The following is a 10,000-nucleotide window of genomic DNA, read 5'->3' as shown; positions in this document are numbered from 1 at the left end:
TATCGAGGACCATCTGGTGCCGCAGGCCGCCGCCATCTGGTCCACCTCCGCCGCCGAGGTCATGGACTATCCGTTCCGCGCCTTCATGAATTTCTTTGAAAACCATGGCCTGCTGAAGCTCAATCTGGCCGAACGCATCCAGTGGCGCACGGTCACCGGGGGCTCACAGGCCTATGTCGAGCGCCTGATCGAACCCTTTACACACCGCATCCGCACCGGCTGCGCCATTGTGCGGGCCGAACGCCACGCCGAGGGCGTCACCCTGACCGATACGCACGGCGAGGTTCATCACTTCGATGAGGTGGTGTTCGCCACCCACGCCCACGACACTTTACGTATACTGGGCGACAATGCCACACCGCAGGAAGCTAAGGTGCTGTCGGCCTTCCGCTACACCGACAACGAAGTGGTGATGCACACCGACGCCAGCCTGATGCCGCGCCGCCGCCACGCCTGGGCCAGTTGGAACTATATCGGCCGCAAGGATGAGATGACGGCAGGGCGTATGCTGTGCGTCACCTACTGGATGAACCTGCTGCAAAACCTGCCGGGTCGGGACGTGTTCGTGACGCTCAACCCCGTAACACCAATCGCCGAAGACAAGGTGATCAAGCGCATGATGTTCGACCACCCCCTGTTCGATCAGGCCGCCATCGCCGCCCAGACGCAGTTGGGAGCCTTACAGGGCGTCAACCGTACCTGGTTCTGCGGGGCCTATTTCGGCGCGGGCTTCCATGAGGACGGCCTGCAATCGGGTCTGGCAGTTGCCGAGGCCATCAGCGGCGTTTCGCGCCCGTGGGCCTTTGACTGGGGCCGCTCGCGCATCTTCTGGCAACCGGCCCGCGCCCAACTGGAGGCGGCGGAATGATGCGCCCGGCCCTCTATGCCGGCCCCGTCATGCACCACCGCTTTGCGCCCAAGGTGCACCATCTGGAATATTCGGTGTTTCAGATCCTGTTCGATCTCGACCACCTCGATCAAAGCCTCAAACCGTTAAAGACGCTCGGCCTCAACCGTTTTAATCTGCTGGGCTTTTACGAGCGTGACCACGGTCCGGTCCGGGGCGACACGGCCACGCCGCTGCGTGAACGGATCATTGCCTTTCTGACGCCTCAGGGCCTTTATGAGCCCGGTGACCGGTTGTTCCTGCTGGCCATGCCGCGCGTTATGGGCTTCGTCTTCAACCCGATCAGCCTCTATTTCGTCGAAAAGGCCGATGGCGACCTGCGCGCCGTGGTCTATCAGGTCAACAACACCTTCGGCGACCGCCATTGCTACGTCCTGCCGGTGCAGGACAAGGGCCGCCTGCATCAGGCAGCGGACAAGCGGCTGCACGTCTCGCCGTTCATGGATATGGACATGGCCTACAGCTTCGATCTGACGCCGCCGGAAGCGCGCTTTGGCCTGCGTATTTTACTGGAGCAGGTGCGCCCCGAAGGCCGCGAAAAGATGCTGGTGGCGAGCTTTAATGCCCAACGCGAGGCGCTGAACGACCGCGTGCTGATGAAATACTTCCTAACCATGCCGCTGATGACCTTAAAGGTCGTGTGGGGTATCCACTGGGAAGCGCTGAAAATCTGGCTCAAGGGCGTCAAATACCGCCCCGGCCCCAAACAGGTCCCGGATGTCTTCAGCGTGGGACAGGCTCTGCCGTCTTACGCCCCCGACGTGCCGGGAGAGGTGGCACCGCGCGAAGCGCGGTGACGGAGGGGCTTAGCGGCTGATCAGCCGCGTTTCAGGTTCCACCACCGCGCCCTGCGGCAGCGGTCCTCCCCGGCAAGCCGGGGAGGTATAAGGAACGGAGACCTAAGGCCGCTTCACCTTCACCGCATTGCCCGAATAGGCGACGCTGATGGCCGGGGCGTCGAAGTCGGTCGTCTTGTCGCCCGCCTTCAGGAAGCGCACCTTGAAGGTCCGCGCCGCCACCATCTTATCGTACTGGCCCGTGCGCGCCCCGATGGTCAGTTCGCCGGTCTTGTCATTATAGCTGAACGGGATGCGGGTGAACTTGCCCTTCTCATAGCCATTCGACACGCCATCGTCCTCATAGAGGCTGTAGCGGCCATCGGCACCCGTATAGACATTGATCGTCAGCGGCGCGTCCGGCTTTTCATCGACATACTGCATGACCGGACCCATTGGCAGGATTGCCCCCGCCTTCACGAACAGCGGCAACTGATCGAGCGGAGCCGCGACGGTCTGCGTCTGACCGCCCTTCACCATCTCGCCCGTATAGGCGTTGTACCAATTGGTTCCCGCCGGGAAATAGACGCTGCGTGAGGTGGCCTGATACGTGGTGATCGGCGCAACGAGGATCGACTTACCGAACATATAGGCGTCCTTGACGTCCTTCCCCCGGGCATCCGTCGGGAAGTCCAGCGCAAAGCCGCGCATGATCGGGGCCGACTCGTAATGGGCGTCCGCGGCCGCCGAATAGATGTACGGCATCAGGCGGTAACGCAGCTCAAGGAACCACACCATGTTGGCGCGCATGGGCGAACCCGGCGGCGAGATTTCGTGGATTTCGCGCTTCACGCCTTCGCCGTGCGAGCGGAACAGCGGCGAGAAGGCCCCGAACTGCCACCAGCGCTGGTTCAGCTCACGCCATTCCTTCAGGTCCTCAGCCGTGCCCGTGCCACCGGCGGCGCGGTTTTCCTGAAGCGCCCCGACATCCTTGCCCTGAAAGCGCGTTTCCTGCGCATAGCCGCCGATATCGTGCGTCCAGTTGGGCACGCCGGAGAAGCCGGTCTGTACGCCCGCCGAAATCTGATCGTACAGATTGTCCCAGGTGCCGACGACATCACCCGACCACAGGGCGGCGGCGTTACGCTGCACGCCGGCAAAGCCCGAACGGGTCAGGATGAACTGACGCTTGTCCGGCTGATCGGCTTTGAGGCCCTCATAGACGGCCTGAGAACTCATGGTCGAATAGGCGTTGTGGACCAGCGCGCCCGGCCCCATCTGGGTCGGGGTGATCAGCTCGGCAAACTCCTCCGGGCTGGTGTTGGAGCGCACGTCCGGCTCAGTATTGTCCATCCACCAGGCGTCAAAGCCGTACTTGGCCAGACCTTCCTTCATCTGGCGGTAATAGATGTCGCGCGCTTCCTGATTATAGGGCGAATAGTGGCTGTTGAGATAGCCCGGCCCCACCCAGTCCTTAGCACCCAGTTCGACATTGCGGCGCCACATATAGCCCTTGGCGTCCAGCTCCTTATAGTTGTCGGTATTGGGATAGAACTTGCCCCAGATCGAAATCATGATGCGGGCGTTCTGCTTGTGCACCTCATCGACCAGCTTTTGCGGATCAGGGAAGCGTACGGGATCGAACTTGTGGCTGCCCCACTGGTCTTCGGGCCAGTAGAACCAGTCCTGCACGATATTGTCGATCGGCCACTTGTTGTCGCGATAGGTCTTGAGCACCCCCAGAAGCTGATCCTGCGTCTCGTAGCGCTGGCGCGACTGCCAGAAGCCATAGGCCCATTTCGGCATCATCGGCGGCTTGCCGGTGACGGTGTGATAACCGGAAATGACGCCTTCAAGGCTGTCGGCAGAGATGAAATAGTACGTCAGGCCCGTGCCCGCCTCAGAGGTGAAGCGCAGCGAGTGCTTGTCCGCCGCCGGTTCCGGGTTGGAATGGTGCAGCGAGATCAGGCCGCCCGACGGCAGCCATTCGACGTGGAACTTGACCGGCTTGTTCTTGGCGAAAGTCTGCTCGAAATTGTTGTACCAGGCGTTCCAGCCCATGCGCCAGATGCCGTGATCGAAGATCGTCTTGCCATCGACCTTCATCGTCACATAGTCCGAGGCAAACAGGCGCATCTTGTGCACGCCCGGCGTGTCCGAGGTGGCCGAGCCTTCCCAGACGACCTTGACGGTTTTGCCCGTCGTCGCGGCCTTGCTCAGGGCCGGATCGGTCGGCCAGTACTTATCGACATCGCTCAGGAACTGATAGCGGATGTCAGGCTCAACGCGCGTCAGGATAAGCTTGTCATCGACATAGTATTTGGCAGTCAGACCTTTGGAACCATCGAGCGCCGTCAGTTTCAGATCGCGGCTGGCCAGACCGAAGCGCACCGGATTGCCAAAGCGCGTGACCGAATTGTTGTCCCACAGCACGCCGTAATTCTTATCCGACACCACGAAGGGGATGCCGATATCCATATTGTGCTGGCGCAGTTCGATGTCTTCGCCATTGAGGTTCATCTGGGCGTTCTGGTGCTGCCCCAGACCGTAGAAGGCCTCGGTCGTGCCGGGGTTGAACTGGGCGCTGGTGGCGACATAGGATTTACCCTCGACCGTCACCGGGGTGATGGCGCTCTTGACTTCTTTCAGCACCGGCTGGCCCTTGGCGTTGAAGAAGGTCAGGCGGCCGGTCGTCAGGTCCACCTGCGCCGAGGCGGCGGCGGCCTTAAGGGTGACGGTACCCTTGCCGTCGGACACGGTGAACTTGCCGTCCGGCTTGGCGACGGCCATCAGCGACGGCAGTTGTTCGCGCGCCGGGTCATCGACGCCGACCACCTGAATGATCGAGTCGCTGATGACATTGAGGCGGATTTCCTTCGCCGTGCCGGTATCCGGCCTGACCACAATGCCTGTATCGGTGCGGCTGTAGGTCCCGGCCAGCGCCGTGGAGGCCATCAGGGCGACGACCAGCGTCGAGGCGTAGATATAGGGTTTCATCTGTTTTCTCCCGAATATCTCTTCTCCCAGGAGGGAGAAGGTGGCGTGTCAGCGCCGGATGAGGGGGTATGCAGGACGGCCCGTGCGGCCCCTCACCCCGGCCCTCTCTCTGCGTGAACGAGAGAGAGGAGGTTCATTATCAATAGGTGGCCAGCTTGACCTTGAGCACGGCCGGCTGGCCGGTCAGGTTCAGGCCGTAGTCGGTCTGGTCGCCATTCCACACGAAATCGACGACCCACTGGCCGTTTTCAAAGTGCCCCTGCTCGACCGAACGGAAGATCAGGTTCTTGCCTTTGTTCTTGGGGCCCAGCCCGAAATTCAGGCGGGCGTGGACGCCGGTGACCAGAAATTCGTCTTCGGACAACTGCGCCACGACCACACCGCCATTGGGCTTTTCACGCCCCGGCACGGGGTCGATCTTGCCCAGCCACGTCCATTCGGTCAGACCGAACTGCCACTCACCATAGAGCACGTCGAGCGTCCACTTACCGCCCAGGTCGATCTTTTGCGGCTTGCGGTCATCGGCCTCAGCCACGCCCCAGACGGGGTTTTCATAGGCGATCTTCGCCCAGTCGCGCATCATCGGCGCAAACAGGGCGTACTTTTCCCGAAACGGTTTCAGGCCTTCCGGCGACATGTCCTTGCCGCCCAGCGGGTAGTTGGTATAGCCCGTATAGTCGATACCAAACGGCGCAAAGCCAATGCCGCCGCGGCCGAAGACACTGAAAATATAGCGGGCAAATTCGGTATCCGAACCCGTTTCGGGCACAAACAGCGGATTCTCGAACTTCGAATAGAGGTTCAGCACCGCCTCGTAATTGGCCGAGTCGCGCTTATAGATATCGGGCGCGATGATATCGATGGCCGGGGCCGCCGCCTGATAGATGTCGATGACATTGTGGGTCGGCCCGCCCGACGAATAGGTCTCAGGCCCCACCTCGATCAGTGGCTCACGCAGCGCCGCATTGACGTACATGGGGAGGTCATAGACGGCGCGACCAGCGGCCGCGATCTCGTTGATATAGCTGGCGATATGCCAGGCGTGGAAATATTCGTCGGCGTGTTTGCCGAACACCTCGCTCCACGTGCCACCCTTGCTGAGCCCCTTCTTTTTGAGCAGCGCCTGCGGCACCGGCCCCTTGAAGACCTTTTCCGCCTTGGGCGAATAGTCGCGCACGCTGCCATAGGTGCCGGACTCGTTCTGCGGCTGGATCATGATGACCGTGTGCTGGTCGCCGTCGATCTTTTTCAGGTGCGTCATCAGGGCGACAAAGGCCTTCTTGTCGGCCTCCAGCGTCGTGCGCTCCATCGGCGACAGGCAATAGGACATGGTCCCGTCTTTTTTGGTGATCCGCGGGAAGCGCCTGTTATCAAGCTTCACCCAGTCCGGCGTATAGTTGGGCGAGGTGTTTTTCCACGTCCCGAACCACAACAGCACCAGACGCACATTGTTCTGACGCGCCTGCTTCACCAGTTCATCGACGTAGGAGAAGTCGAACTGACCTTCCTTCGGCTCGATCTGTTCCCAGGCCACCGGAATTTCCAGCGTATTGGCCTGAATCTCCTTGATCGCCGGCCACACCTTGGGCAGTTGCGCCACGTAGTTGGACGAATTATTGGCCTGCGCCCCCAGAATGAGGTACGGCGCGCCATCGACCATCAGCGCCGACTTGCCGTTCTTTTTGACCACCTGCGGCAGAGGCTTATTTTGTGCCCATGCCTCAACGGCGGGGGCAAGGCACAAGGCCGCGCTGATCACAGCGGCGGACATCAACAGACGGCGCGATACTCTTAAACCCATGCACGGCTCCCCTGACTGACCGATGCGACGCACCGGCGCTTATGACGGACACACGGTCCGCGTCTGAACTTCGCTTGAGGGATAAAACAGCCGCCCGCCTTTTTTAGACGGTGCGTCTGCACCGCACTGTTCCCTCGCAACAGACACCGCTCCTGAAAAGGCGGCATTTTTTATTATACAATTGTCTTAATCATCCTCGCCTTAGGGCGCAAGGTCAAAAATGATAACGCTATCATTTTCAATCGTTTTCACATCGACTTCACGTGTGGATGAGCGACCTTGATGTCTTATTTGTCATTTAAGCTGGACAAGCGGCGGAAATATCGGTGATTACTCATCCTATAACAAGACTCAGACATGCCTACAGGCCCCTTATATGCGTACGCAGCACGGCGTCAGCCTCACCTACGGACTTCTGGAAACCCTCGGCCAATCGATTGTTTCCGGCCATTATGACGGCAGCGGTTTTCCGACCGAGGCGGAACTGTGCCAGCAGTTTTCAGCCAGCCGCACCGTCGCGCGTGAGGCGGTGAAGATGCTGACGGCCAAGGGCCTCTTGAGCGCGCGCCCGCGTCAGGGCACCAAGGTCGAACCGGTCAGCCGCTGGAACCTGCTCGATCCGGATGTCACCCGCTGGCTGATGGAGCGCCCCTTTTCCAACACCATCTACCGCGAATTTACCGAGGTGCGTCTGGCTATCGAGCCGGTGGCCGCCGCCCTGGCCGCCCAGCACGCCGACCGCAAGGACATCAAGGCCATCCGCGACGGCCTGAACGGTATGCGCGACCACGCCGCCGAACACGATCAGGCGCTTGCCGCCGATATCGAATTCCACGTTGCCATCCTGCGCGCGTCGGGCAACCCCTTCTTCTGGCAGCTCCGCGAACTGATCAATACGGCGCTGCGCCTGTCGATCGGCGTCACCAACAAGATTTCCGGCCACACCGCCTCCATCCCGGCGCACGAAGCCGTGCTGATCGCTATTGAAAAGGGTGACGCCGACGGGGCCCTGCACGCCATGCGCGCCATCCTGCTGGAATCGCTGGAACTGATCAAAACCTACGATCCGGCGGTCGGAGAATAGCCGCTGTCTGAGGGGGGGACGATGGACCATCGCAAAGAAGACGCCATCCTGCATCGCCAGTTTGAACTGGACGAGGACGGGACTGTTGATCTTTATGTCTGGCGGCCTTTTGCGGAGACGGACCTCAGATGGGCCTGTACCTACCTCATCGAAGGCTTAGGGGCAAAAAAGCCAAAGACTATCTATGGCATTGATGCTGTACAGGCTTTGTGCCTTTGTCTGAAAACGGCGGCTACGGTCTTGTATGTCTGCGAACCCTACAAGGCGGGACGTCTGACATGGTCGGGCAGCCGCGATCTTGGCCTACCCATGATCGAGGGGCTCGACCCCGCAACCGGCAATCCGGGTCAGGCCCAGCTTCTGACAACGGCTGGACAATCTGCTGTGTTGACCATACCCGGCTGCGCCCTGCCCTATATCGCCTTCCCCGGCGACAGGCTGGCGCGTTTGACCCAGCAGTTACGCGACATCAGCCTCGCGCACCCGGCGGCGGGGCTGGCCCGCCTTGTTGAGGGTCTTGAGAGCGAATTGGCGTGGTATGAGGCGAACGCCAAACTCACGCCGCCAGTTGCGCCTTGACCCGTTCGGCCAGCGTCTTGATGTCCAGCGGCTTGGGCAGGAAGGACACGCCCACCTCGTCTTCCAGAAGGTCCGAGAATTCGGCCTCGGCATAGCCCGAAATGAACATCACCGGCACATTGCCGAGGAAGGGCCGCGCCTTTTTGAGCATAGACGGTCCGTCCAGCCCCGGCATGATAACGTCGGAAATCAGCAGGTCGAACTTGTCGCCGCTCTGGATGATATCGAGCGCCTCCTCGCCGTCCGACGCCTCGGTCACCTCATAGCCGCGCTGACGCAGCAGGCGGGCGGCGATGCCGCGCACGATTTCTTCGTCCTCAACAAACAGGATGCGCCCGGCACCGGACATGTCCTTTGGCGTGACCTTGGGCGGAGACGCTGGCCCCGCTTCGACCTTCGGCGCGTCAGGCTTTGCCACGTGCACCTTGATCGGCAGGAAGATTTTGAAGGTCGCCCCATGCCCCTCAGCGGGCGCCACCACCGAGGTGATGGCGATATGGCCATCGGCCTGATTGACGATGCCATAGACGGTCGCCAGCCCCAGTCCCGTCCCCTCGCCCAGCGGCTTGGTGGTGAAAAACGGCTCGAACACCTTGGTCATGATCTCCGGCGGGATGCCGGGGCCATTGTCCGACACCTCGATCAGGGCCGCGCCCTGCGCCGGGGCCTCGGCCCAGCCCTGCGCCACGGCCTCGGCCTGAGTAAGCGCCGCCGAACGGATTTTGACACGCCCGCCACCGGAGGCGTGCACCGCATCGCGCGCATTGACAACGAGGTTCATCACCGCCATCTCCATCTGGCCCTTGTCGGCGTGGATGTCGGGCAGGTCACGGCCATATTCGGTTTCGAGCTTCACGTCCTCACGCATCAGACGGCGCAGCAGCACCTCGGATTCAGAGATCAGTTCGCCCAGATTAAGCGTGACGCGCTTGACCGTCTGCTTGCGCGAAAAAGCCAGCAGCTTGCGCACCAGATCCTCGGCGCGCGTCGAAATCTGCCGGATTTCGTTCAGCCCGCCATAGGAGGGGTCGCCCAGCGGGTGGTTGTGCAGCAGGTCTTCGACGCGCAGCTTGAGCCCGGTCAGCAGGTTATTGAGATCGTGGGCCACACCGCCGGCGAACTGCCCGATCGCCTGCATCTTCTGCACCTGCGCCAGAGACTGCTCCAGTTGCTTCTGCTCGCTGATGTCGAACAGATAGAGCATAAAGCCGCCCGGCGTGTGGGCCAGACGCACCTGAAGCGGCAGGTCTTTGTTCGACAGCAGCTTGACCTCAAAAGCGGTCTTTTTGGCATCGAGCTTGGCCTGCGCCTCTTCGCGCGAGGCGGCGTCGATCAGGTCGCCCCACACCTTGCCGGTCAAATCCGCCACCGAGCCGCCCATCAGGCGCGTAAACACCGGATTGACGCGGGTAATTTTCGCCGTCAGCAGGGTGTCGCCTTCCAGCAAGGCCTGACCAAAGGGCGCGTCCGACCCGTCAAAAGCCGGGGCCACGGAGGGTTGCGCCACAACGGCTTCCGCCTCTTCCGCTGTGTCCATGCCCTCGGCAACCGGCAGTTCATGATTGAGCAAAAGCCCGGTCCCCAGCACGCCTTGCGAGGCCGCACGCACCAGCACGCGCTCATCACCCAGCCGCGACAGCAGCATTTCAAAATCAAAGCTACCCAGCCGCACCAGAGCGCGGCTGTGGCCCTGCGCGCGGGCTTCGCGCATGGCAACGAATAGGGCAGCGCTGCCCTCTCCGGCCGGCAGGCGCTTCTCATTGCCGCCCGCGTCGCGCCAGGCGGGGTTGGTGGCGCTCAGACGGCCGTCAAAGCTGGCGATCGCCGCCGGTTCGGCCAGCGCCTCGACCAGAGCC

At 61.5% G+C, this 10,000-nt stretch carries 7 protein-coding genes; 4 read left to right on the top strand and 3 right to left on the bottom strand.

Annotation, left to right across the window (positions count from 1 at the left end):
- Both LDL37_RS09890 and LDL37_RS09885 read left to right on the top strand, forming a co-directional pair.
- A partial coding sequence (locus tag LDL37_RS09890; protein ID WP_366509238.1) for an FAD-dependent oxidoreductase occupies positions 1-868 on the top strand: 868 nt, incomplete at its 5' end.
- Positions 865-1,704, top strand: coding sequence for a DUF1365 domain-containing protein (locus tag LDL37_RS09885; protein WP_290797464.1), 840 nt, complete (start codon positions 865-867; stop codon positions 1,702-1,704). The genes LDL37_RS09890 and LDL37_RS09885, both read left to right, overlap by 4 nt.
- A 102-nt stretch (positions 1,705-1,806) precedes the next feature.
- On the opposite strand, the gene LDL37_RS09880 is transcribed toward LDL37_RS09885, so the two are convergent.
- A complete protein-coding gene (locus LDL37_RS09880) occupies positions 1,807-4,680 on the bottom strand; it encodes a TIM-barrel domain-containing protein (RefSeq protein WP_290797461.1) in 2,874 nt (957 codons plus the stop codon).
- Positions 4,681-4,819: 139 nt separating this feature from the next.
- Positions 4,820-6,481, bottom strand: a complete 1,662-nt coding sequence (locus tag LDL37_RS09875) for a DUF5597 domain-containing protein (protein WP_290797458.1) — start codon at positions 6,479-6,481, stop codon at positions 4,820-4,822.
- A gap of 376 nt (positions 6,482-6,857) precedes the next feature.
- Here LDL37_RS09875 and LDL37_RS09870 point away from each other — a divergent pair, with 376 nt between their 5' ends.
- Positions 6,858-7,565, top strand: a complete 708-nt coding sequence (locus LDL37_RS09870) for a FadR/GntR family transcriptional regulator (RefSeq protein ID WP_126420413.1) — start codon at positions 6,858-6,860, stop codon at positions 7,563-7,565.
- A 21-nt stretch (positions 7,566-7,586) separates the two neighbouring features.
- The gene (locus tag LDL37_RS09865) at positions 7,587-8,144 is read left to right on the top strand and encodes a hypothetical protein (RefSeq protein ID WP_290797454.1); all 558 of its coding nucleotides are present in this window, start codon (positions 7,587-7,589) and stop codon (positions 8,142-8,144) included.
- Here LDL37_RS09865 and cckA read toward each other — a convergent pair.
- On the bottom strand, positions 8,122-10,000 hold a 1,879-nt coding region (gene cckA / locus LDL37_RS09860), incomplete at its 5' end, for a cell cycle histidine kinase CckA (RefSeq protein WP_290797451.1). The genes LDL37_RS09865 and cckA overlap by 23 nt on opposite strands.

The sequence above is a fragment of the Asticcacaulis sp. genome (genome assembly GCF_020217185.1).
Taxonomy (GTDB): Bacteria; Pseudomonadota; Alphaproteobacteria; order Caulobacterales; family Caulobacteraceae; genus Asticcacaulis.
This window is presented reverse-complemented; position numbering and strand designations above follow the sequence as displayed.

What these genes read in the sequence shown, in the direction of transcription:
- LDL37_RS09875 (WP_290797458.1), bottom strand. Translation starts at nt 6,481, where the DNA reads ATGGGTTTAAGAGTATCGCGCCGTCTGTTGATGTCCGCCGCTGTGATC.
- LDL37_RS09885 (WP_290797464.1), top strand. Translation starts at nt 865, where the DNA reads ATGATGCGCCCGGCCCTCTATGCCGGCCCCGTCATGCACCACCGCTTT.
- LDL37_RS09870 (WP_126420413.1), top strand. Translation starts at nt 6,858, where the DNA reads ATGCGTACGCAGCACGGCGTCAGCCTCACCTACGGACTTCTGGAAACC.
- LDL37_RS09865 (WP_290797454.1), top strand. Translation starts at nt 7,587, where the DNA reads ATGGACCATCGCAAAGAAGACGCCATCCTGCATCGCCAGTTTGAACTG.
- LDL37_RS09880 (WP_290797461.1), bottom strand. Translation starts at nt 4,680, where the DNA reads ATGAAACCCTATATCTACGCCTCGACGCTGGTCGTCGCCCTGATGGCC.